Raw genomic sequence first — 23,327 nt, 5'->3', positions numbered from 1 at the left:
TTACAGCTTGCGCCGCTCCATAAAAGCTTCAACAATCAGTCCGGTCGGAATCGCCAAACCGATGGTGATCACCGCACGTGCCAACGAGAATGGCCAGCCAAGAAATCCGACTTCAACCGGAATCATCTGTACTTTGACGGCATAGCTGGTCAGAACGATGGTGATCACCGCCCAGCGTGCACCCTGCTTCTGGATGCTCATCAGCAGCGGAAAAATAATATAAGCCGGGCCGATCAATACAGTTCCACAGATTGTCGCGATGACCAACCCCTTTACGCCCCCTTCGCGCCCGAGCAGACGTACGATCAAATCTCGGCTGATCCAGGTTTGCAGCAGACCGACCAGCCCGAACACCGAACAGATCAGCAACACCACTGATCCCAGGGTGTTCGCGCCAATGCTCAAGGCGTTGGCGGCGCGCTCCGGGGCGACCGAAAAAGCATAAAGGTAGAGATTGACAGTGAACAGAAGCAGCCACTGAGTGCGAACCATGTTCATCATAGCAGCATCCCCAACAGCAGGCCGCCAACCATGGCAGCGACAAAACTGATCAGGTTGCGCAGCAGGGCGAAACGACTACCGAAGGTCTGAGCTTCGAAGGGCAGGGTGACAATGCCGACCGAGATCCAGCTGACAATGAAAGCCGCAACAGCTGGCGGCCAGGCTCCGGCATCGAGTAATGACCCGGCCAACGGGTACGCCGCCAGCGGCGGACCGATCGCCACTGCTCCAGCTGAGGCGCCGATCAGTAACCCCAGAAGTCCGCTTGACTCGCCAAGCCATTCGGTAACCAGCTCTGGCGGCAGAAATTCCTGAAACAACCCAACCAATCCGAACACCGCGATCAACAGCGGGACCAGTTTGAGCAACGATTTTCCGGCGACTCGCAATGACTGGCCGGTCTTCTGCCGATCCCTCGCCGCCAGGAAAAGGTAAACTGTCGAAATTATCAGTAAATATACCAGCCCAACTTTTGACATCTAAACGTCTTTCTCGTCCTTCGGTAAACCTGCAAAGCCGTGAATCCGCAGTATCCTACTCCCTGCGGGTCTTTGCCACAATATTTCCGGTAAAAAACATCCCTTGACAGTGTCCATCAGACCTGTAAAATCACGACCGTTTTGGTAATTATCACGCATTTAAGGAGAGGATCCGATGAAAAAGTTTGTCTGTGTTATCTGTGGTTACGTCCACGAAGGAGATTGCCCGCCAGCCGAGTGCCCGACCTGTAAAGCTCCGGCTGATAAGTTCGTTGAACAATCCGGCGATCTGGCTTTTGCTGACGAGCACCGTATCGGCGTTGCCAAAGACGTTGACCCGGAAATTATCGAAGCTTTGCGCATGAACTTTACCGGCGAGTGCACAGAAGTCGGCATGTACCTGGCGATGAGCCGTCAGGCCGACCGCGAAGGCTACCCGGAAGTTGCCGAAGCCTACAAACGTATCGCTTTTGAAGAAGCGGAGCATGCAGCCAAGTTCGCTGAACTGCTGGGCGAAGTTGTCGTTGCCGACACCAAGACCAACCTGCAAATGCGCGTTGACGCGGAGCACGGCGCCTGCCAGGGCAAAAAAGACTTGGCCACCAAGGCCAAGCAGCAGAACCTGGATGCGATCCATGATACTGTGCATGAGATGTGCAAAGATGAAGCGCGTCACGGCCAGGCATTTGCTGGGCTGCTGAAGCGTTTCTTCAGCTAAGGCATATTCCCGCTGATTGTTAAAAAGGCTCCTGTTTCCGGGGGCCTTTTTGTTTTTTTAGAGGTGCAAAGCAGTAAAATCAAGATCAATATCGCGGGGTTTCGGGCGCGCAAGCCCACGGCTTCAAGCTTTTGACTTTAATTTCCCATTCGGCAGAACATTCCTCTATAATCCCACCCCATGCTCGATTATTTCACCCCCGACAGTATCGACCAGCTCCGCTACGCCATCAGGGACGCAAACGACAACGAAATCTTTGTCCTCGCCCAGACTGATGCCGATAAACGCATCGTCCAGATCGAAGTGCTGGCGCGTGGCGGCGAAACGTCCGTTACTGCGATCCTGCAAACCTGTGGATACGGCGATGTCGTTATCCACAACCACCCATCCGGTGACCTGCGCCCATCCGGCGCCGATATCGAGGTGGCCTCACAATTCGGTTCTTTGGGCGTCGGCTTTTACATTGTCAACAACGCTGTGGATAACCTGTACAGGGTTGTTGAAGCTTTTGCCGCCAAAGACGAGCAGAAGATCTCCCCGGAACAGATCGGCGAACTGCTCGGCCCCGAAGGGGTGATCGCCGAAAACCTGCCAGATTTCGAAGAGCGGCCGGAGCAGCTGCGCATGGCTTTTACCGTTGCCGAGGCGTTCAACAGCGGCAAGCTGGCCGTGGTTGAAGCGGGTACCGGCACAGGGAAAAGTCTCGCCTACCTGGTTCCGGCGCTGCTTTGGGCGCGCAGCAACAACGAGCGGGTGGTCATTTCGACCCGTACCATCAACCTGCAAGAGCAACTGATCCGTAAAGACCTGCCGTTTCTAGAGCGCGCGACGAAAATCGAATTCCGCGCCGTACTGGTGAAAGGACGGAGCAACTACCTCTGCTGGCGACGCAGCGAAACCGCCGGCCGCGACCTCGGCCTGTTCGATCAGGAACAGGTCGATGAAATCCAGCAGATTCTCAAATGGGCGGAAACAACCAGCGACGGCTCAAAAGAAGACCTCTCTTTTATCCCCAGCTATCAAGCCTGGGAAGAAGTTTGCTGCGAGGCGGACCAGTGCGCGCGGGTGCGCTGTCAGCACTACAGCCGCTGCTTCTTTCATAAGGCTCGTCGCCAGGCTGCTCGGGCCGATGTCCTAGTGGTCAACCATGCCCTGCTGCTCTCCGACCTGAGTTTGCGCCTGCAAACCAGTAACTACTCGGCAACAGCGGTTTTACCTCCCTTTGAACGAGTGGTTCTGGACGAGGCCCATCACCTGGAAGATGTCGCCACCAGCTATTTTTCTTCGCAGATCACCCGCTTTACCTTCTCCCGCGTACTCAACCGGCTACGTCACCCGCGCAAACCGAATCAGGGCTTGCTGCCACGATTTCTCGATCAACTGTCGCAGAAGCTGCCGGAAAGCGAGGATGAGCTTTACCGCGCCCTGCATGGACAGATCGAAACCCTGATCAGCAAGCGACAGCAATTACTGGAAACAGCACTGGAAGAGCTGCAGTCGGTCGGCGAAGAACTGCCTGCGGCCCTCGGCAAGCAAGTCTCCAGTAAATTCGAGCTAAAGCACCGGGTACTCCCCGATTTTTTACAAACCCCGGTCTGGCAGCAGATTTATCAGCGGGTGGAAAAACTGCGCACCGGTGCCCACGAGATGGCCGACGGCATCCTCGGTCTGCTGAAAAGCAGCGACGCGCTACCGGAAGAGGTGGGCGACAAGCTGAATTCCTCACTGGTCGACCTGCGCGGCATCGCCGGTCGGCTGGAAGGGCTTGCCGCCGACCTGGCATCTTTCCAGGCAGCTGCAGATAACGCCTGTATCTGGCTGGAAGTGCGCGAAGGACGTATCGGCCGAGGCAAAGGCTTGATCACCAGCCTCTGCCAAGCCCCGCTGGAGGTTGCCGACAGCCTCAACAAGGCACTCTACGAACGCTTTCGCACCTTGGTGATGACCAGCGCGACTTTGACCGTGGCTGGTGCTTTCGGCTATTTTCATTCCCGTGTTGGCCTCGACCGGGTCGAACCGGGCCGGTTGCTTGAACTGACCCTCGATTCCCCCTTCGATTACCAGCAGCAGGCACTGGTGGCCATTCCGAAAGATCTACCGGAACCGGGCAAACCGGGCTTTGCCGAAGCAGTCCGCGATGCGGTGGAGAAAGCGGTGCTGGCCAGCGGCGGTCGCAGCTTCGTTCTTTTCACCTCCTATGCCCTGTTACGGCAGGTGCATGAAGAGCTGTCACCGGTTTTGGAAGCGCAACGCCTGCGTTGCCTGCGCCAGGGGAGTGAAAATCGTCACCGCCTGCTGAAGCGCTTTGCCGAAGATGAGTCGAGCATCCTCTTCGGCACCGACTCTTTCTGGGAAGGGGTCGATGTCCCGGGCCGCTCGCTGGAACAGGTGATCATCGCCCGGTTGCCGTTCAAAGTGCCGACCGAGCCAGTGCTCGAAGCCCGCGCCCAGGCAATCGAAGCGCGTGGCGGTGACTCCTTTATGGAGTACACCGTGCCGCAGGCTGTGATCCGCTTCAAGCAGGGCTTTGGCCGCTTGATCCGGCACCGCAAAGATCGTGGTGTAGTGCTGATCCTCGACACCCGGGTGGTGCGCCGCGGCTACGGCCGGATGTTTTTGCGTTCACTGCCGCCAGCCCGAGTGGTCAATGGCGACAGTGAACAGGTGTTTACTGAAATCAGAAACTTTTTTTCCATTTAATGGGAGCTTTTATGTTCAGAATTCTGAAATGGTTATCGATCGTCCTGATTCTTCTGTCGCTGATCGCCTGCGACAGCGGACAGATTTTTCACAAACTGCGCCCAAGCTCCGTCATCCTTGCTTTTGGTGACAGCCTGACCTACGGCACCGGCGCCGAAGAGGGCAATAGCTACCCTGTGCAGCTGCAGCATTTGACCGCCCGCAACGTCCACAACGCCGGGGTCCCCGGTGAAGTCAGCGCTGAGGGGGCGCGCCGCCTGCCGACGGTTCTGGATGAAGTCGAGCCGGACCTGGTCATCCTCTGCCACGGTGGCAACGACATGCTGCGCAAACTGGACAAGCAACAGCTCAAAAACAACCTGCGCCGGATGTTCGAAGCAGTCAACCAGCGCGGCATCCCGATGATCATGATTGCCGTACCACGTCCAGGTCTTTTACTTAGCGATGCTGATGTTTATGAAGACTTGGCCAAAGAGCTGAACATCCCGCTGGTCGATGACATCCTTGGTGATCTGCTGAGCAAGCGCGAATTGAAGAGCGATCACGTCCACCTGAACGCTGCCGGTTACCGCAAGCTGGCGGAAGCGGTTGCTGAAAAGCTGGTGGATTTGCGAGCGATTTGATCCATTGCATACTGTCGACAATTTGACAAAAGGCGCCCCTCGGCTATCTTTTCTAAACAAGGCCAATCATGGCGGAACCCGGAGAGGAGGTGCCTATGCCACAGGAGATGAAGCATCAGGAAGCACTCAAGATTGCTGTTGAAACGGAAAAGGGTCTGATCTGCTTTTACCGTCGTGCCGCAGAGCTGGTTGCCGACGACGGAGCCAAACAGTTCTTCAGCCGTCTGGCCAAGGAAAAAGAGGAGCAAGCTGGAAAACTTTTCCGCTTTTATAAAGGCACAGAGTACGGTTCCCTCGACGAATACATCAACAGCTCCTGCACCTTTAACGCTGAGGCAATGAAAGAGCTGAACGGGCTGGAAGATGTCAGCGTTAAAGAGCGCCGGGCACGTGAGATCGCCATGGCAAAGGAACAAAATTTGGAGAAAACCCTGCGCAGTAAAGCGAAAAATATTATCGATCCAGGGGTTCGCGAAATCTTTGAACAGATGGCCAAAGCGAGTCAGCACCACTATGAAATCGTCGAATCGGAATACGCTCGAATGATGCGCATGCCGCATGAGACAGACATCAATACCTTTGTCAGGGAGTAACGAGGAATTTATGAAAAGCATGATCTGTGGGCTTCTGCTGCTTCTTGCCGGCAGTGGAAGCCTGTTTGCCGCCGAGTTTGATTACGCTGACTTCCAACGTATTCTCGACCAGAAATGTAGTCAGTGCCACACCCAGCTACGGATCGAAGATGCCATGCTGCGCGGTGCCGACATAGATACGATCATTGCCAAGATGATCCGTTTCGGTGCGCGCCTGAGTGAGCAGGAGCAAGAAGTGATGGGCGTGTTCTGGAATGCTGACAACAAACCACAAACTACAGCCGAGCCTGCAAGCCCCCAGGATCCGCTCCGCGAATACCGGGCGGTACTGCAACAGCGCTGTACAGGCTGCCATTCGCTGGCGATCGTGGAAAAAGCGCTTGCCGAAGGCCGTTCGATCGAAGGGATCATCGAGGATATGAGAAAACGGGGAGCCATCATCACCCCGGCAGACAAAAAGGTGCTGGGAACATTCTGGGGCGAACCCTTGAAAGTCCAGCCGGAATAGATTTACCGGGCCACCCTCGCGGTGGCCTCTTTTTATTTTATCGCTATCCAGGAGGGGGAGATGCGACCGATCAAAGAGTGGCCGGCAGACGAGCGGCCGCGCGAAAAACTGCTCGCTTTAGGGGCGGAGCAGCTCACCGATGCTGAACTTCTGGCACTGATTATCCGCACTGGAGATTCATCCAGCAAACAGAGCGCCGTCGACCTGGCACGCGGCCTGTTGAGCCGCTTCGGCTCGCTGCGGCAGCTCTCCACTGCCGGAATCAGTGAACTTTGCAGCCAACCGGGCATCGGCCCGGCAAAGGCGGCTGAAATCCAGGCCCTGTTCCAGATTGCCCGGCGTTTTGGCGATAACCGCTTGCAACCGGGACAGGCTTATCGCTCATCAAAAGACGCTTTTTCCCACTTCCACGAACGTCTCTGCGACTACCGCAAAGAGCTGTTCCTCGCCCTGCTGCTCGACAGTAAGAACCGGCTGATCCGGGAAGTGCAGATCTCCGAAGGCAGCCTGAATGCCAGCATTGTTCACCCCCGCGAAGTCTTCGCCCCGGTGCTGCGTGAATCGGCCTCGGCGGTGCTGTTCGTCCATAATCACCCCTCCGGCGACCCGACCCCGAGTCGGGAGGATATTGAAATTACTGAACGGCTGAAACAGGTCGGTGAATTGATGGGCGTGCGCATACTTGATCACATCATCATCGGCAACGGAGATTATGTCAGCTTGGCGGACCGAGGAATCTTGTGAGACAAACCGGGGAGCGGATTCCGCTCCCCGGCGAGATACAATTACAATCCTTCGTCGGTCAAAGCGTCAAGGAAGCTAAGCAGGTCACTGATCTCCTGCTCGGCCAACTCAACCGTCACCGGATCGACCAGATTGTCCTCAACATCCGGCACCAACCCGCCTCTGTCGAGGTGAAAACGCACCATCTCTTCCAAGGTGGCAAAGTAACCATTGTGCGAATAGGGAGGGGTTCTGGTGATATTGCGCAGAGTCGGAATTTTGAACTTGCCGTTCTGCTCTGGCCCAACGGTATAACCGAGGCCATAGTCTTTACTCGGGTTCACAGTATAGTTATTCGGCACCCCGATATTGGCGTAACCATAGCTGGTAAAAACTGCTCCGGGAGCACCCTGCGGCACATCCAGTGAATGGCAAGCGTCGCATCGAGCCTTTTGGAAAGCTGCCAAACCATTGGCTTCATTGGCCGTCAGCTCTCCACGATCGTAGCGTGAAGTAAAAGCATTGAGTTCGGCTGACCTCTCATATGCAGCAATCAAGTGCGCCATTTCATCGTAGGCCTTTTCCGGCTTGGAAAAGAAATTACGCCCGTAATAATCCAAGAGTAAATGGGCGTAATCAGACGCCTCGACACGTTCGACAAAGACCTCGATGGAAGGCAGGTTCATTTCAACCGGGTTCAGCGGCGGTCCCTGGGCCTGTTCTGCCAGCGGGTCACCGAGAGTATAACCGGTTGCCCGGCCGTCCCAGAACATTCCACCGAACCATTCGCCATCAACTTCCTGCAAAATTGGGCTGTAACCGCAGTAAGCGGATGTAGGCGCATTCCGCCCACCAAGTGAGACCCCGTCATCTCCCAGAGAAACCATGCTGTTAACCGGATCCTGCCTGTTGCTCGGATCGGCGAAGCCGGCTGAGCGATGGTGGCAGGTTGCGCAGGACTGGGTACCATTTAAAGAGAGGTTGGTATCCTGATAGAGGTGACGACCAATTTTTTCTTCAGTACTGAGAGTGATAGCAACTGCTGAGCTGAGCATAAATACCAGCCAAAACGCAGTCGTACATAATAACAACTTTCGCATTTTTCCCCCTTGATTAGACAGATACAGCTGTCTCTGCACGAGACACAATATCTGTTCGCTCGTTAAATGTGATGCTACGGAATTTAATGCAAGGAGGGCCCTTCCTCAGCTCTCTCAAAGATAGCAAAAAAGAAGGGGAATGCGAGTCATAAATTAATTAATTTCTTCTATCTGAAATTGATGTCTTAAAAAGAAAAGAGAGTCAGTCAATCCCATACTCTTTAACCTTGTACATCAAAGAGCGCAAACTTATCTCCAGTATTTGCGCAGCCTTAGTTCGATTGCCCCCAGTACGATCGAGGGCTTTGCGAATGTACTCCTTCTCAAGTCGCTGCGCTGCTTCCTTCAGCGAAAAATCTGCCAGGTTGTCACTTAAAGAGACATCCTGCCGCAATCGCAGTGGCGGCAACTCGAGGGTTTCACCAGAGCTGAAAATGAGAGCTTTCTCCAGATAGTTCTGCAGCTCGCGGATATTGCCGGGCCATTGGTAACTGGTCAGCTGCCGCTTGTCCTGCTCAGACAGTCGCAACATCTGTCGCCCCTCTTTACGGCACAACTCGCCGAGAAAATATTCCGCCAACAGGATGATGTCTTCAGGCCGTTGCCGCAGAGGCGGCAAGTTGATATCGACCACCGCAAGCCGGTAATAGAGATCGCTGCGAAACTGGTTTTTCTCCACCGCTTCGTGCAGGTCACGCCCGGCTGCAGCAACGACGCGGGTATTGACCTTTTCCGCCTTGGTCGCGCCGACTTTCCGTACCTCTCCCTCCTGCAACACCCGCAGCAGCTTCGGTTGCAGATCCAGGGGCAACTCTGCGATCTCGTCGAGAAACAGGGTGCCGCCACTGGCAATACTGAACAATCCCTGCTTTTCCCGGTCGGCCCCGGTGAAGGCGCCTTTCATGTGACCGAAGAGTTCGCTCTCGAGCAAACCGGAAGCGATGGCACTGCAGTTGATCGCCAGAAACTCTCCTGTGCGGTCACTTTCGCCATGCAGAGCACGAGCAATCAACTCTTTGCCGGTACCGGTTTCACCGCTGATCAAAACCGGCGAATCAGCGTTTGCCGCAGCCTTGACCAGCTGCAGGATCTGCTGCATCTCTGTACCGGAATGGACGATCCTGTCAGTGGTGAAGCTTTGCCCCTGTTTCGACAGTTCGGTCTTCAGCTGCTGGTTTTCCATCCGCAGCTGTTGTCGCTCTTCCGCCTTGCGCAGCGTCAGCAGAACTTCATCCGGCTTGAATGGTTTGGAAATATAGTCGTAGGCACCCCGCTTCATGCAATCGAGAGCGGTATCGACACTGCCATAGGCGCTCATCATGATGATGGTGCTATCGAGGTTGCGCACCTGCGGCTGATCGAGGAAGCTGAGGCCGTCCATATCGGGCATACGGATATCGGAGAGGATGACGTCGAACCTCTCCCGCTCGATGGCCGTCAACGCTTCCACACCGTTGGCAGCTTCTGTCACCCGGTACTGATGAGGCTCCAGTACCAGGCGCAGCATGTGACGCATCGCTTTCTCATCGTCGATAATCAAAATATTCTGGAACTGTTCCGCCATAAACTCCTCCGCCTATCCCCCATATCCTGAAAAGATAGCCGTTTTCCAGCAAATGTGCAAATTTTGCAGCCCGCCATAACTTTTAGCGGCGAACCTGCATACCGGATGCTGCCTCTCGTTTACCGAGTTATTTCGGCAACATGAATACTCATAATTTAGAGCAGAAGAAAAAATCTAACCGTTTTCGTCTTTTTACGTTGATTTTAAAAATTATCTCTTTATAATTTGCTTCTGCTAATCTTGTGAGGGGATTTTCAAGCCTGCGCCGAAGGAGACGACATATGCGGCTTTTTGGAAAAATTTTTCTGCCAATATTCATTTCCCTGCTGATTGTCTCGCTCATTATCGGCTACACAACCTACCAGAAAACAGATCAACTGGTCGAAAGTGGAATCACACGCGAAATCGCCTTGCGCAAAGAAAGCCATAGCGACCTGGCCAAAGAGAAGCTCTCAAAAATTGTGCAAAGCTCTGCCATCAGCGCAAAACTGCATAAAGAGCAGGCGGCTGTTATCTCATCTCTTGATTTCGTCAAGCGGGCTTACAGCGCTGCGGGTCAGGGCAACATTAACAATGAAAACGATGAACAGGTCACGCAAGCAAGAAATTACCTGAAAGATAATTTCCAGCAGATCGAAGATAGCTTTATCCGGTTGACCGGAAGCCCCGACATGCGTGCCCATTTCCACCTGTCAAACAGCCGCTCTTTCGCACGCGTCTGGCGAAACGGCTGGCAGGTTAAGCGTAACAATCAAAAGCTGGACATTTCGGATGACCTCTCCAGCTTCCGTGAGATGGTGGTCGAAATCAACAAAAGTGGAAAACCGCTCGCAGGGCTTGAACTGGGCATCGGTGGTTTCGTTATCCGCGGTATCGTACCGATAACCGACCTTGAAGGAGAGGCGGCCGGTTCGATCGAAATCTATTCCTCCTACGGCAAGCTTGTGCAGGGGATCGAGCTCGCTAGTGACATGAGCATCAGCCTGATCATGCCTGCAGAGAAGTTGAAAATTGCCAAACGCCTCAATGATCAAGCCAAGTACCCAGTAATCGATAACAGTTGGGTCCAGGTCTGCAGCTCCGAAAACGATATCCTGCCGCAAGTTTATCGGTCGGATCAATTCGCCAGTGCCTATCGTCAACCTGATTACCAATTCGAAACTGAAAATCACAGCGTTTATACCAAGCAAGTGGTCGATTTCTCTGGCAAACCAATCGGCATGCTGGTGTTGACTGAAGACCTCAGAAACTGGAATGCACAAATCGCCGCAACACGAAAAGCAGGCGACGACCAGAGCAATGCAGCTCTTATCACCACCATTCTACTACTGGCAGCCGCTATTCTCACCCTTGGTACTATCGGTTATTTCCTGGCACGGCGGATCAGCAACGCGACCCAGTCAGCGGTTGATATGCTCGACCAGATGGAGGCGGGAAATCTCGATGTCCGCCTGGAAAGTGCCGGCAAAGATGAAATTGCCGAGCTGAATCGTTCCCTCAACAAGTTTGCCGATAACCTGCGGGATGAGGTTCTGGCAGCTTTCGAGAAGCTTGCTGCCGGAGATTTGACTTTTGAAGCACATGGCGTCATCCGCGAGCCGTTGCAGCGCGCCAACCAGTCGCTCTCCGAAGTCATGGCCCGGATTCAGCAGAATGGAGTGCAGATTGCTTCCAGCAGCAGCGAAGTTGCAGATTCCAGCCAGTCCCTGGCCCAAGGCGCCACAGAGCAGGCCAGCAGTCTGGAAGAGATCTCTGCCTCCCTCGACGAGATGTCTTCACAAACGTCGCTGAATGCAGACAATGCCAACCAGGCAAGAACCCTTGCGGCCCAGGCAAGTCAATCTGCAGCATCAGGCAATCAGCAGATGGAAAACATGGTCTCCGCCATGGCAGAAATCAACACTGCAGGAGAAAACATCAGCAAAATTATCAAAGTCATCGACGAGATCGCTTTCCAGACCAACCTGCTGGCACTCAACGCAGCGGTCGAGGCCGCTCGCGCAGGTCAGCACGGCAAGGGCTTTGCCGTGGTCGCTGAAGAAGTTCGCAACTTGGCAGCCCGCAGCGCCAAGGCAGCACAGGAAACCGCCGACCTGATCGAAGGGTCAGTCGAAAAAACAGCCAACGGTACTGCCATCGCCCACCAGACTGCGGAATCCCTGCAAGAGATCGTCGATGGCATCTCCAAAGTGAGCGATCTGGTTGCGGAAATTTCCGCCGCCAGCAACGAGCAGGCCCAGGGAATTTCCCAGATCAACCAAGGGATCAGTCAGCTCGACAATGTGACCCAGCAAAATACTGCAACTGCCGAGACCAGTGCCTCAGTCGCTGAAGAGCTGTCGGCACAAGCGGCACAGATGCGTCAGATGCTACAGCGCTTTACCCTCAAGCAGGGTGGTGCTATGCCGATGATTTCACCTGCAGCGGCTCCAGTCCCTCCGCAAGAACCTTCGGCAGAGAGCCATGGCTGGGCGCAACTGAGTGCGCCAAGGCAGGATCCTAACAGCGTCAAAATTGCGCTAGATGATTCCGACTTCGGTAAATACTGAAAAACCAAAGCCCCGGTCAAATAGACCGGGGCTTTTCTTAACCGTTTGCCTGCAAGGCTGACGGGATCTGTGCTTCGCAGGGAATTTTGACCTGGCAGAGCCCACAGGGAGTATCACCAAGGCCGAAGTTTTTCGCCACATAGGGAGCAGTGACACCGCGAATATACTTGAAGCAGGCAGGCTTATCATGACCGACATCTTTCGCGATGGCATCGATCGGGCAGCGGTGGACACAGGCGCCGCACTTACCTTTGGCATACCAGAGACACCAGGCCTGATGATCTTCGCCGTACATACGTGATGTCACCGGCAGGTCGGCTTTGACAACAACCGAGCCGAAACGAACCGCCTTGCCGAAACGAGTGATCAAACCATCGGAAAGGCCAAAAGTTCCGTGACCGGCGACAAAAGCAACATGCCTCTCCGACCAGTTAGAAGCAATGCCGAACTTTTCCGAGGTCCGGTAATCAAAGTCGAGTAACCTCTCCGGCGCGACGGCAGGGTAACCTGCCGCACTGAGCCTTCCTGCCAGATGAGATCTCAGCCCGCAGTTGAACTCCTCCCCATGATAGCGCGAGCGCGCCCAGCGTTCCGCCGGCAACTCGTTCATCGCACGCTGATCGCTCCGCGTCGCTTCTGTCTGCGGGAGAACGTAGCTGATCACGCTCAGCTCCTCAGCACTTGCCTGAAGACCGGGCCTGCCGAGAGCAAAAGCCTCTTCCGGGGTCCAGTAAAAAGGACCGATCATCTTTTTTATCTCGACAAAAAGTGGATCACTGGCTGCCGCCACAGCAATGTGCGGCTGTTTCCAGGCTTTTTCACCGCCCTGCATGTGAAGACTGTTAAGCGGCGATCCCTGCCAGAAATCGAGAATCACGGTTTCGATCTGTTCGAGAGTCAACTTTCTCATGGCGGCGATTGTTGCCTGACCGGGCCTGCGAGTCAATTACTGATTTCTCGAGAAAACAGCAGTTCAGCCGAGCAATGCCGGCCAACCATTCCCCTTCATTTAATGAGGATAATGCTGTATACTGATCTTTTGTTTTCTGAATATATTTATCGAAAAATTACCGCGGATACAGGCAGGTGGATGTACGTCAGTCACAATGAATTAGTCTGGATGTTAAGGCAGTTTGACGGGCAAAGAATCGCCCAGGAAAAACTGCTGCGCAAATTTTCCAACCACAGCCTGTTCAGCCTGCTGCCCTGTTTCGACGGCATAGAATCCCTTTTTGAAAAATCTGATGATAAAAGCAGAATTGCAGCCAAAACGATTCAAGCTCTGCAGACAAGAATCAACCGTGAAATAAACCTCCCCGAAAACAACCTTGAGGACATCTCGTACTCCAGGCTTGCAAGTTCTTTGCTGCCTATCGTTGCCGAAACCTTGAAAAAGGAGGCTAGCTCCACACTGGAAACAGGAGCCCGGGTCAGGGTCAAGCTCGATTCCAGTGCCAGCTATGCCAAACCGGGGAGCGAGGGCTTTATCGTTGAAAAGCTGGAGGACGCTGCAAAAGTCAAGTTCTATTCCATCACCGGGCGCTATGGCGTCGAGATGTTTACGATGGAAATTCCCGACGAAGATCTTGAAGTTTTAGGCATTGATGAGCTGTTGCAGAGGCACCAGGATTTCACCGGCATCGCGCAGTACTTTTTCAACGATTCCATGCTGCGGGCAATGAAATCGCAGATCGATTCGTCCGTTTACACCTTTGCCGCCCGGACCGCGATTGAATATCTCGTCGCTGAAGGCTTTTTGAAGCGCGAGGGCGACCAACTGATAAGCGTACCGAGCAAAAATTTCTCCGTCCTTGCGCCCAGGCTGGACGCCACCTATCGCAACGAAGAGCTGTTCAGTTCGCACAGCCTGTCGTCACCCCCTTCGGAGCGCAAACCTCATGTCCTGCGGCTGGAGCTGACCACCGGCTGCGATTACAACCGTTGCACCTTCTGCACCGAGTACGCCGGTATGAAACCGGTGACCAAAAGCTTTGAGCAGTTCAAAGAGCATGTTGATCGCGTGACTGAATCGATCGGTTCCGAGAAGTCGCGAATCGAGCGACTGTTCATCGGCAGCGGCAATACCCTGGCGGTAGAAACCGAACTTCTGCTGAAGTCACTCAACTACGCGGCGAGTATCTTCGAACCACAGAGAATCTCCCTTTACGGCAGGACCAGCTCAATTCTGCAGAAATCGGTTGATGACCTGAAGCGCCTGAAAGAAGCAGGTTTTTCTTTGATCTACTGGGGATTGGAGAGCGGCTCGGATGAAGTCTTGAACTATGTCTGCAAGGACTGCACACGCGCCGATATGATCGAAGCGGCACGTAGGCTGGCCGAAGCAGAAATCGAGGTCTCGGCGATGATGATGCCTGGGGTCGGCGGCCTGAAGTTGTCGGATGCGCACGTTGCCGGGTCGATCGAACTGCTGCACAACATCGAGATCACCTATCTGACCCTGCTCGCCATCAATCCGAGTGAAAGCTCGCAGTATGCACGGAATATGCTCGCCGAAGCCGACAACCGACACTTAACCCCCGAGGAAGTCAACGCCCAGGTTTACCAGCTGCTCGAGGGATTAAATCCAAGCGGAATACAGATCGGCATGTTCACCGAAGAGGTCGACCAGGTCAGCAGCAATACCCTGAGGTTCAACAATCAATTCAGCGAATCGAACAAAGAGCTGTTGCTGAGAGATTTCTGGAACTGATCTCGCCTCCAGCCCTTCAGTTTCTTGCCTCCCGTCGCGCCAGAAAAGTCCAACAACTTAAAGTCACCACGCCGACACCGGTCGCCAGCAGTCCGATCACCTGAACCTTGTCGCTCCAGTCGAGGGAGATCAGCCACATGGCGAAGGCGCCAATAATAAAGAAAATAAACACCAGCAGCGAGGAGGCGGCACCGGCATTGCGGTCGACCTGTTCCAGCACCAGGTTGTTGCTCGGCGGCCGGCTCAGGCCGAGGGAGAAAGTAATCGGTATCATCGGCAGGACCAGCGACCAGGGATCGGGAAACAACCGCAACAGCATGATGATGCCCCCGAGCAGAAAACCAGCGAAGCCGAGCGACATCACCTTACCGGGAGACATCCAGCGCAACAGGCGGGTACAGAGCAGGGAGCCCGACATAAAAGAGAGGGCGTTGATGGCAAACAGGTAACCAAAGGTCTGTTCCGACAGTCCGAACCTGGTGATATAAATATCGGCCGCCCCGGCGATGTAGCCGAAGTGGGGCAGCACCACCAGGCTGATCATCAACGCGTAGGCCATGTAACGCCGGTTTCGAAACAGCTGCAGGTAGATGGTCGCCGTTTCCAGCGCGCTGGTGTTCGATTTCTCTTGCAGCGTTTCCTCCATCCGCAGCACACCGATCAGAGCCACCGCCGCCACCGCCGCCTGGCAAACAAAGATCCAGCGCCACGATGCCCAGACCATCAACCAGCTACCGAGAATCGGGGCAACCGCCGGAGCGAGCGCCATGATGACACCGATCCAGGCAAGAATCCGCACCCGCTCTTCACTACGATAAAGGTCCTTGGTCATGGCCATGGCAAGCGCCGCCGCTGCGGCCGCTCCAGCGGCCTGCAGCACACGGAACAGAATCAGGCTGCCGACATTTGTAGACAGGGCACAGAGCAATGACGCGACGATAAACAGGACGAGGCCCACCAGCAATGGCGGTTTACGCCCGCACCGATCGGAGATCGGCCCGTAAACCAGAAGAAACAGGCAGTAACTGACAAAAAAACAGACCAGAGTCAGGTTGACTACCGTCAACGGCTGCTGCCAGGTTTTCTGCAGCAGCGGGATCGCCGGTAAATACATATCGGTCGACAGCGGCGGGAACGCGGAAAGCAGAACAAGCAGAAAAAAGATTGCGGACTTTTTCATAACGGGACTTTGTAACGCCGGGCAGGGTGAAGAGGCAATGATTATTTTTTCGTTCGAGTCGCATCCGGAGACACCAGAGAAGTCCTGTTGTTACTGTGGCTGCAGAGTTCCGCGCCTCTCCTGCAGTCGGAAGACCGCCATAAGCACCACGCCTTTGAGCAAGGTCGTCACACTGATCGCCCACCAGACGCCGCTGATGCCCATGCCGAAATTGACCGCCAACAGCCAGGCCAGCGGAATACGGCCAAGCGTCAGCGGCACCCGCACCCACATGTAAGGCGCGGTTTTACCGATACCGTTATAAGCCCCTTCCAGCACCAGCTCCCAGCCGAGGAAGAGTTCGAAGTAACCGACGATGCGCAAATACTCGGCACCATGGCGGATCACTTCGGCATCGTTATTAAGCAGGCCGATCAACTGCTGCGGAATCAGGATGAACAGCAGCGCCATCGGCAGCAGAATCAGGCTCGTCAGCCAGACGCCGCGCATGGCGATCCGCTGCACCTGTCCCGATTCTCCACGACCGATACTGTGACCGACCAGAGTGCTTATTGCCACTGACATGCCGACACCAAAAAAGTAAGGGAACCCCTCCCAGCGGTTGGCGATGTTCAGCCCGGCCAGCGGCTCCATGCCGAAGCGGGTGATGACCACAGTCAGCAAAGGGAAAACGATAGTCCAGGTCATGTTGGTCGCCGCCGAGGGGATACCGATCAGCAGCAGGCGTTTGAAATATTTGCCGGAAATCTGTCGCAGGGTGCGTAAACGGCCGATGTAATCCCAGTAGCGCATGGCGTAAAGACCGATCAGCACGCCGATCGATTCGCTGATCAGGGTCGCGATCGATGCGCCCCTGATGCCGAGTTCCGGGAATCCCCAATAGCCGAAGATCAACAGCGGATCAAGCAGGATGTTCAGGCCAAGGGAAAGCAGCATGATGATGGTCCGCAGCCGCACCGCCCCTTGCGCATTGAGAATCTGCCCCTGCAGGTTGAACAGGTAGATCATCGGCAGGCCGTAGAGGTAAACACGGAAATAATCGAGAGCCAGCTGCTGGGTGGCCGCATCCAGTCCCATCAGGCGCAGCAGGTCGTCGATACTGAAATGCAGGATGAGGATGGCGATCAGGGAAAACAGCTGCACGTACCAGAAAGCTTCGCGCGCCACCTGGTGCCGCGCCTCACGGTCACCTGCGCCCCAGAACTGGGCGATCAGCGTCGCCGTACCGGTATTGGTCAGGTTCATCAGCGCGTACAGAGTCCAGAGGATAAAGGACGCCCCGCCGACCGCTGCCACCGCCTTCGGACCCAGCTTGCCGATCCAGAAGATGTCGATTGCCTCGAACAGGATGATGCCGAGGAAACCGATGATGGTCGGCACCGCCAGGTTGAAAATCTGCTTGTTGAGGGATTGCTCTTTCACCGTGAAAAGTCCGTTGCTGAAGACGTCAGGACTATAGTCCATTTCTCCGACCGATGCACATTAAGAATCGGCTTACTGCTTTTTTGCTCCCACAAAGGGAAGAACCTTCGCACACTCATTGAGCTTTGCATTTCTGCGGTCATAATTGAAAAAGCAGAAGGGGGCGAATATGGAAAAAATTGAGCGGTTATGGCATAGCGAAAGTCAGCAGGCACGCCTGGCGGAAATTTGCAGTAACGATGCCGTCACAAAAGAACTGCCTCTGCGGCGGGACGTTCGTTCCCTTGGCTTGTTGCTTGGGATTGTTATTCGCGAACAGGCCGGGTGTCAGCTTTTTGCAACCGAAGAAAAACTGCGCAAACTGGCAATCCGCCACCGCGAACTTCTGACCGCAAGCAACGACAGTCTCACCGGCACTCCCCAGGACCAGGCGCTGCTTGATGAAATGGCCGAACTGGTGCGTGGCCTGGACTTAGCCACCACCCATCGCATCGTCAAAGCATTTTCGGCATTTTTTGAACTCACCAACCTGGCCGAGGCAAACCATCGTCGTCGCCGCAACCGTGCCGAACTACTTGAAGGACATCAGGAGAAACCTGGACTGCTGCGGGCGACCCTGCGCCGCATGAAGAAGTGCGGGCTTTCGGCAGAGCAGGCTTTCGAGCAACTGCAGAAAATCGAGATAGTGCCGGTCTTCACCGCCCACCCGACAGAAGTCGCACGCCGGGTGATGCGCTTTAAGCGGAGGAGGATAGCCCAGCTACTGGAGCAACTCGACCGTTTGCCACTGGTTGATGCCGAAATCGACAGGGTGCAGGAGGCGATTCTGGCAGAGATCACGGCCCTTTGGCAATCGGATGAAGTTCGCCGCCGCAAGCCACGCGTGGCAGACGAAATCGCCATGGGACTTGATCATTATCCGCTCTCATTGTTACCGCCGGTGCCACAACTCTACCGTGAAATCACAGCAGCTTTTACCGAGGTTTATAACCGGGAGATCCGGCGTGACAGCCTGCCGACCCTGGTCCGTTTCGGCTCATGGGTCGGCGGTGACCGTGACGGCAATCCCTTCGTCACCCCGGAAGCGACTGAAACCGCCCTGCAAAGTTCTCGCGAGCTGATTCTCGGTGCTTATCTTGAGCAAGTCGAACAGCTCCGCCGCATTCTCACCCCGACCACGGCCCTAACCGGAGCAGACCCGCACCTTGAGCATCATCTGGAAACACTGGCCGGCCAATTCCCACGGGCTGCTGAAGAAGTCGCCGATTTGCCCCATGGGGAGCTTTGTCGCCGACTGGTCGGCTTTATCCGCTTCCGCCTGCGCCTGTCGCTGACGGCTCCGGAAGACCTGGAATCCTACCCGGATTCAGGCTCTCTACTGGAGGACCTGGAGGTACTCAAACAGAGCCTGCATCGCAACGCCGGCGAACGCCTGGCCGACAGTTACGTTGTGCCGATGATGCGCCAGGTTCGCACTTTTGGTTTTCACCTGCACAGCCTCGATCTGCGTCAACATGCAAAAGTTCATGCTCTGGCCGTCAAGGAGCTGGCTGCTGGAGCCTCGGTCGGGTTGGCAACGCCCCCGTCACCGCAGACGATCGAACTGCTGGAGACACTTCAGGCCGTTGCTGAATTGAAAAAAACCTATCCGCCGCAAGCACTGCAGAGTTACGTCATCAGCGGGGCCAGCGGGGTCGAAGATATCCATGCCCTGATCTGGTTGATGGAGCTGAGCGGCATCGCTGTCAAAGGCTCATGCGAACGAAACGATCCGGGCCTGATGCCGGTGCCGCTGTTCGAATCGATCGAGGATCTGCACAACGCCCCGCAAATCTGCCGCGACCTCTGGCAAAGTGCGGATTACGCCTCTTATCTCGACAGCTGGGGGCGCTGGCAGGAAGTGATGCTCGGCTACTCCGATTCAAACAAGGACGGAGGCATGTTGACAAGCAGCTGGGAGATCTACAAAACACACCGCGCGTTGCATCAGGTTGCCTGCGAATGTGACGTCAAACTGCGCCTGTTCCATGGCCGCGGCGGCACTGTGGGGCGTGGCGGTGGTCCGACCCATCGTGCCATCGTTGCGCAGCCGCCGGGAGCTTTCAGCGGTGCCTTGAAGCTGACCGAGCAGGGCGAGGTGATCAACTTCAAATATGCCGATGCCACACTGACACTGCGAAACCTGGAATCGATGGTGGCCGCAGGGCTCGAAGCCCTGACCAGTGCCGGTCTGGTTACCAACACCATCGATTCGGCTTGGGAGCAAGCGCTCGAAACCATGTCGGCAACAGCCTTCGATTGCTACCGGGAGAACATTTATCACAACCCGGACATCTTCAGCTATTTCGAGCAAGGCACCCCGGCGCGTGAATTTGAACTGGCGCGCATCGGCTCCCGCCCCGCCAAGCGGAAAAAGAGCCGCTCTCTTGATGATCTGCGAGCCATCCCCTGGGGATTCGGTTGGATCCAGAGCCGCCTGCTGATCCCCGCCTGGTTCGGTGTCGGCACAGCCTTTTCCAGGTTTATCGCGGAGGGGACGCAGAACGAGCAACTTCTGTGCAGCATGATGAAGCAGTTCCCCTTCTTCTTCGACATGATTCGCAACGTCGAAATGGCTCTGGCGAAGGTCGATCTGCCGCTGGCGCGTCGTTATGCCGAATTGATTGCAGATGCCGATCTGCGCGAGCGGCTGTTCAGCATGTTCGAAAAGGAATTCCTCTTGACCAGGACAATGATTCTGCGTGTCACCGGTCAGCAGGAACTCCTGGAGAAACACCCCGACCTGGCCAGTTCGCTGCGCCTGCGCAACCCTTATGTCGATCCGCTGAGCTTGATTCAGATTGAACTGATGCGGCGTAAGTATACTGGCGAAGGGTCGGAAGAGCTTGATTATGTGCTGGCCGCAACCGTCAGCGGCATTGCCGCCGGGCTGCGCAATACCGGCTGATAAATCAGTTTAAATCAACCCGAAGCTGCGCAGCAGGAAAATCCCCAGCGTGGTCGAGACGACCGAACCGAGAGATGTGGCGGCAATGATGGCAGCGGCCAGATGGTGGTTGGTCCCCATCGCCTGAGCCATCGGGTAGCTGGCGGCGGCGGCAGGGGAGGCGCTCATCAGGAACAGCACACCGAGGCTGTCGCCGCGCAGGCCAACGAGGATACCGCCGAGAGTAATCAGCAACGGCACAAAAAACAGCTTGCCGGAGGTCGCCCAATAGAGCGGCCTGGAGCTTTGAAACTCATGCAGCCGGATCGAAGCCCCGGCGCAGAGCAACGCCAGAGGCAGGGTCATGCGACCAAAGTAGCCACCGGTCTCGAGCAGGATTTCCGAGACCGGCACTTTGCCGAGGGAGAGAATCATCGCCGCGCAGATCGAAAGGATCAGCGGGTTTTTCGCGATATTCAAAAAAATGCGGCTGAAATCGCGCTGTTCGCTGGCGCCCTGATGCCGGGTCAGGGTAATCACCGCAAGGACGTTGAAAAGAATCGTCATGATTGCCAGGTAAATCGATGCCTTGGCGACGACCGCCTCGCCGAAGGCGCTCAGGCAGTAAGCCAAGCCGATAATCCCCATGTTGCCGCGAAAGGCCCCCTGAACAAAAACCCCGCGATCAAACACCTCCTGCAACCGTGGCGCGATCAGGCGGTCAAGCAGCAAAAACACGGCGATCGTGGCGCAGAGCGCATAGAGCACCAAACCGGTCGGCAGACCCTGGGCAAAATCGGTCTGCACAATTTTGACGAACAGCAGACAGGGCAGGGTGACTTTGAACACCAAGTCAGAGCCGATGCGGGCGAACTCGTCGGTGACCCAGCCAATCCGCTTGAACAAAATGCCAAGGGCGATGATACAGAAGATCGGGGCAGTCGTTTTAATGGCGAAATAAAAGGCGTCGAGCATCTATTGGTCCTGTTGCTTTAGAAATGAATCGGCAGGAAGAGTAGCAGCTGATTGTACGACTGTCCAAGAAATACCCTGGCGAAAAAGTGTACCCAGGCGAAGATGGGCAAAATGAGCCTGTTGCAAGCAGAAACAATTCGCTATATTGCTGCCGACATCAACCAATTCAAAGTTAACGGTCATGGATCTGATTTTACAAGCCTGGGGCGGCGGGTTTTACCTGCTGAATAAAATTTTTTTCGCTTTTGCCGAAGGGAGCAACGAACAGAACAAGCGCAAACTGCGTATTGCAGGCTGGGCGGTTTACCTGCTCGGTCTGCCAGCCTGGGTGATCATTCTGATCGGCAAACATGACTGGATGGCGGCAGCGATCGAGGCGGGAGGGGCTCCGGCGATGCTGTTCGGCCTGATCAACGCCTACCGGGGAGAGCTTGCACCGAGTCGCCGCTTCGACCGCATCATCTCCTTTTTTACCTACAGCTTTCTGGCCTTGGGGATCAGCTACAGCCTGTACGATTACGGCGGCCTGACCTCACTTTCGCAGCTGCTGGAGATCGGCGTGGTGATCGGCTTTCTCGTTGGCAGCTACCTGCTGGCAAAAAAGAATTCGAAAGGCTGGCTGTTTTTCATGCTGATGAATATCAGCACCGGATCGTTGATGCTGCTGCAGGATAAGTATCTGTTAGCCGGGCAGCAGCTGGTTTCGCTCTGTTTCGTGATGTACGGCTTTTCCGTGGTACTGCGATCGCGACGCGCCGATTCGTCAAAAAACTGAAAATAGTACCGACTCAAATTGCCCCTGCATCCAGCGATGCCCAGGTGTAATATCCTGCCCCGACCATAATCAGTGTGAGGGCAAAAAAGAAAACGGCAAATCCGCCAATCACATAAGCCTGCTTTTTAAAGTTTCTGCGAAAACAGATAACGGCCAGGTAGAAACAGAGTAATGCCAAGGGGCCGGTCAAGATTGCCATCATGGGAAACACCTCGCTCATCGAAACAACCAGAAACATCGAGCAGCGATACTAGCAGCACAAAATCATCGAAATCAAGTCAGGGAGAACTCTTCACGAATCGCTTCATCACCTCCTCCTGGCGGATGCCCTGCTTCAAATGGGTAATAAAGGTTTTCTCCGTCAGGCTAGGCACTTTATCCTGCAGCTGGACCAGAGACGTCCAGCTGAGCGCATTTTTCTTGCTGGTCGTGATCGGAACAATCTCGCCGCAGGTGAGCTCTTCGTAAACCAGGTGGGTCGAGGTCTGGCCCAACCCCATGCCGAGTCGAATACCGGAAATCAGCGCCTCGTGGCTGTCCGTGGTCATCACCAGGTTCAGCTTGGCAGGCACCTTTTTGAAATGATGGCGGAACCAGTGGTTAAGGAACATCAGCTCATCTTCGTCGCTGATATAATCTTTGGCAACTAGGTTGGCGAAGGAATGGTCGCGCTGGATTTCCCGCTGATAATAATCTTTCGAACAAGCCAGTATCAGCTCTTCATCCACCAGCGGATCAATGTTGAACAGGTGCGGGGTTTCGACAAACTGCCCTTTCGACATGAAAACATCGACCAGAACAAAGTCGAGATCTCCGTTCTTCAGCATCTCCAGCAATGGCACGTTTTCATCGAAACTGAAACGAAACCGCACTTCGGGATAGCTCTGTCGGAACGAGTGCCCCAAAAAGGGCAGGTACTCTTTGCCGAATTCGCGCGGAGCACCGATCCGCAACAGGCCGGCCGGGCGATCGAGCGGCTGGGCGATATCCTCAAGCCCATCCTGCAGGCTATCGACGAAGGGTTGAACCAGGGCAAACAGACGCTGCGCTGCTTCCGTCGGCACCAGCTTTTTGTGCAGGCGGATGAAAAGCCGCGTCTGCAGTTCACTCTCCAGTTTCTGCAGCTGCTGGCTGACCGCTGGTTGCGTCAGGTGCAGGAGCCTGCTCGCCGCAACGATACTGTTCTCGGTGTAGATATAATAGAAAACTTTGAGTCGATTAAAATCAGGAAGCATAATTTAAACTTTGCCTATAGCCTAAAAGGATTAATTTTATCTATCC

Annotated in this window: 20 protein-coding genes; 10 read left to right on the top strand and 10 right to left on the bottom strand. The window is 55.1% G+C overall.

Annotated features, from left to right (window positions below; translation table 11 throughout):
* The gene (locus BUB13_RS08870) at positions 1–501 is read right to left on the bottom strand and encodes a permease (RefSeq protein WP_072908031.1); all 501 of its coding nucleotides are present in this window, start codon (positions 499–501) and stop codon (positions 1–3) included.
* Positions 498–980: a permease gene (locus tag BUB13_RS08865; RefSeq protein WP_072908029.1), complete on the bottom strand. Its 483-nt coding sequence runs from the start codon at positions 978–980 to the stop codon at positions 498–500. Before BUB13_RS08865 ends, BUB13_RS08870 begins: the two co-directional genes overlap by 4 nt.
* Before the next feature lie 175 nt (positions 981–1,155).
* On the opposite strand from BUB13_RS08865, the gene BUB13_RS08860 reads away from it, so the two are divergent.
* The 6 genes from BUB13_RS08860 to radC all read left to right on the top strand — a co-directional run bounded on the left by BUB13_RS08860 (position 1,156) and on the right by radC (position 6,866).
* Complete coding sequence (locus BUB13_RS08860; protein WP_072908027.1) at positions 1,156–1,698, top strand: NADH peroxidase; 543 nt, start codon at positions 1,156–1,158, stop codon at positions 1,696–1,698.
* A 180-nt stretch (positions 1,699–1,878) separates the two neighbouring features.
* Positions 1,879–4,398 (top strand): helicase C-terminal domain-containing protein, encoded by a 2,520-nt coding sequence (locus tag BUB13_RS08855; RefSeq protein ID WP_072908025.1) that lies wholly within the window; start codon positions 1,879–1,881, stop codon positions 4,396–4,398.
* 11 nt (positions 4,399–4,409) lie between these two features.
* A complete protein-coding gene (locus tag BUB13_RS08850) occupies positions 4,410–5,021 on the top strand; it encodes an arylesterase (RefSeq protein ID WP_072908023.1) in 612 nt (203 codons plus the stop codon).
* A gap of 95 nt (positions 5,022–5,116) precedes the next feature.
* The gene (locus BUB13_RS08845) at positions 5,117–5,614 is read left to right on the top strand and encodes a ferritin-like domain-containing protein (protein WP_161947636.1); all 498 of its coding nucleotides are present in this window, start codon (positions 5,117–5,119) and stop codon (positions 5,612–5,614) included.
* Positions 5,615–5,624: 10 nt separating this feature from the next.
* Positions 5,625–6,122, top strand: coding sequence for a hypothetical protein (locus tag BUB13_RS08840; RefSeq protein ID WP_072908021.1), 498 nt, complete (start codon positions 5,625–5,627; stop codon positions 6,120–6,122).
* 60 nt (positions 6,123–6,182) lie between these two features.
* Positions 6,183–6,866 carry a RadC family protein gene (radC, locus tag BUB13_RS08835; protein WP_072908019.1) on the top strand — a complete coding sequence of 228 codons (684 nt, stop codon included), beginning with the start codon at positions 6,183–6,185 and terminating at the stop codon, positions 6,864–6,866.
* A gap of 41 nt (positions 6,867–6,907) precedes the next feature.
* Here radC and BUB13_RS08830 read toward each other — a convergent pair whose 3' ends face one another.
* The gene (locus BUB13_RS08830; protein ID WP_072908017.1) at positions 6,908–7,945 is read right to left on the bottom strand and encodes a cytochrome-c peroxidase; all 1,038 of its coding nucleotides are present in this window, start codon (positions 7,943–7,945) and stop codon (positions 6,908–6,910) included.
* A 202-nt stretch (positions 7,946–8,147) separates the two neighbouring features.
* Positions 8,148–9,509 carry a sigma-54-dependent transcriptional regulator gene (locus BUB13_RS08825; RefSeq protein ID WP_072908015.1) on the bottom strand — a complete coding sequence of 454 codons (1,362 nt, stop codon included), beginning with the start codon at positions 9,507–9,509 and terminating at the stop codon, positions 8,148–8,150.
* Positions 9,510–9,790: 281 nt separating this feature from the next.
* Between BUB13_RS08825 and BUB13_RS18600 the strand changes: the two genes are divergently transcribed.
* Entirely contained in the window at positions 9,791–12,058 is a 2,268-nt protein-coding gene (locus BUB13_RS18600; RefSeq protein WP_072908013.1) for a methyl-accepting chemotaxis protein, read from the top strand.
* Positions 12,059–12,095: 37 nt separating this feature from the next.
* On the opposite strand, the gene BUB13_RS08815 is transcribed toward BUB13_RS18600, so the two are convergent.
* Positions 12,096–12,968, bottom strand: coding sequence for a 4Fe-4S ferredoxin (locus BUB13_RS08815; RefSeq protein WP_072908011.1), 873 nt, complete (start codon positions 12,966–12,968; stop codon positions 12,096–12,098).
* Positions 12,969–13,178: 210 nt separating this feature from the next.
* On the opposite strand from BUB13_RS08815, the gene BUB13_RS08810 reads away from it, so the two are divergent.
* Positions 13,179–14,768, top strand: a complete 1,590-nt coding sequence (locus BUB13_RS08810) for a radical SAM protein (RefSeq protein WP_161947635.1) — start codon at positions 13,179–13,181, stop codon at positions 14,766–14,768.
* Between the two features lie 16 nt (positions 14,769–14,784).
* On the opposite strand, the gene BUB13_RS08805 is transcribed toward BUB13_RS08810, so the two are convergent.
* Entirely contained in the window at positions 14,785–15,948 is a 1,164-nt protein-coding gene (locus tag BUB13_RS08805) for a multidrug effflux MFS transporter (RefSeq protein WP_072908007.1), read from the bottom strand.
* 90 nt (positions 15,949–16,038) lie between these two features.
* Positions 16,039–17,412 (bottom strand): MATE family efflux transporter, encoded by a 1,374-nt coding sequence (locus BUB13_RS08800; protein ID WP_072908005.1) that lies wholly within the window; start codon positions 17,410–17,412, stop codon positions 16,039–16,041.
* 127 nt (positions 17,413–17,539) lie between these two features.
* Between BUB13_RS08800 and BUB13_RS08795 the strand changes: the two genes are divergently transcribed.
* Entirely contained in the window at positions 17,540–20,317 is a 2,778-nt protein-coding gene (locus BUB13_RS08795; RefSeq protein ID WP_072908003.1) for a phosphoenolpyruvate carboxylase, read from the top strand.
* 9 nt (positions 20,318–20,326) lie between these two features.
* Here BUB13_RS08795 and BUB13_RS08790 read toward each other — a convergent pair whose 3' ends face one another.
* On the bottom strand, positions 20,327–21,271 hold the full coding sequence (locus tag BUB13_RS08790) for an AEC family transporter (RefSeq protein ID WP_072908001.1): 945 nt from the start codon (positions 21,269–21,271) through the stop codon (positions 20,327–20,329).
* 181 nt (positions 21,272–21,452) lie between these two features.
* Here BUB13_RS08790 and BUB13_RS08785 point away from each other — a divergent pair, with 181 nt between their 5' ends.
* Positions 21,453–22,046, top strand: coding sequence for a nicotinamide mononucleotide transporter (locus BUB13_RS08785; RefSeq protein ID WP_072907999.1), 594 nt, complete (start codon positions 21,453–21,455; stop codon positions 22,044–22,046).
* A gap of 13 nt (positions 22,047–22,059) precedes the next feature.
* Here the strand turns inward: BUB13_RS08785 and BUB13_RS08780 are convergent, their stop codons facing one another.
* Positions 22,060–22,248 (bottom strand): hypothetical protein, encoded by a 189-nt coding sequence (locus BUB13_RS08780; protein ID WP_072907997.1) that lies wholly within the window; start codon positions 22,246–22,248, stop codon positions 22,060–22,062.
* Positions 22,249–22,324: 76 nt separating this feature from the next.
* Positions 22,325–23,281 (bottom strand): LysR family transcriptional regulator, encoded by a 957-nt coding sequence (locus tag BUB13_RS08775; RefSeq protein WP_072907995.1) that lies wholly within the window; start codon positions 23,279–23,281, stop codon positions 22,325–22,327.
* Positions 23,282–23,327: the final 46 nt, after the last annotated feature.

The organism is Malonomonas rubra DSM 5091 (genome assembly GCF_900142125.1).
In the GTDB taxonomy this organism is placed as follows: Bacteria; Desulfobacterota; Desulfuromonadia; order Desulfuromonadales; family Geopsychrobacteraceae; genus Malonomonas; species Malonomonas rubra.
This window is presented reverse-complemented; position numbering and strand designations above follow the sequence as displayed.